The sequence below is a fragment of the Salinicola sp. MH3R3-1 genome (assembly GCF_001937155.1).
Classification (GTDB): domain Bacteria; phylum Pseudomonadota; class Gammaproteobacteria; order Pseudomonadales; family Halomonadaceae; genus Salinicola; species Salinicola halophyticus.
In genome coordinates, this window is record NZ_MSDP01000126.1 from 1 (window position 1) to 348 (window position 348).

The 348-nt window shown below is 52.0% G+C and carries 1 tRNA gene; it reads left to right on the forward strand.

The features are described from left to right. The first annotated feature begins 76 nt into the window (after window positions 1–76). Window positions 77–152: transfer RNA gene (locus BTW08_RS18695), tRNA-Asn, on the forward strand. Window positions 153–348 lie beyond the last annotated feature (196 nt).

The window sequence follows — 348 nt, forward strand, 5'->3', positions numbered from 1 at the left end:
CAAATGACTGTTAATCATTGGGTCACAGGTTCGAGTCCTGTTCGGGGAGCCAACATCAGCCAGCGGTGAACGACGATCCCCGATAGCTCAGTTGGTAGAGCAAATGACTGTTAATCATTGGGTCACAGGTTCGAGTCCTGTTCGGGGAGCCAATGCGATGATGTTCTTCCCCGCAAGATGCTTTCCCTCCGTTTGATGTTTGTTTCGCATGATCCTCTTTGTTTGTATGACCCTCTGCTCTCGGTAAGGCCCGGATCGACGATTCCTGCATGCTGGCGCTTGCCTGACTTTCTGTCGTGTTCAGGACCCCGGCACGCTCGTCTGAACCGAAATGTTCATCTCGTTATC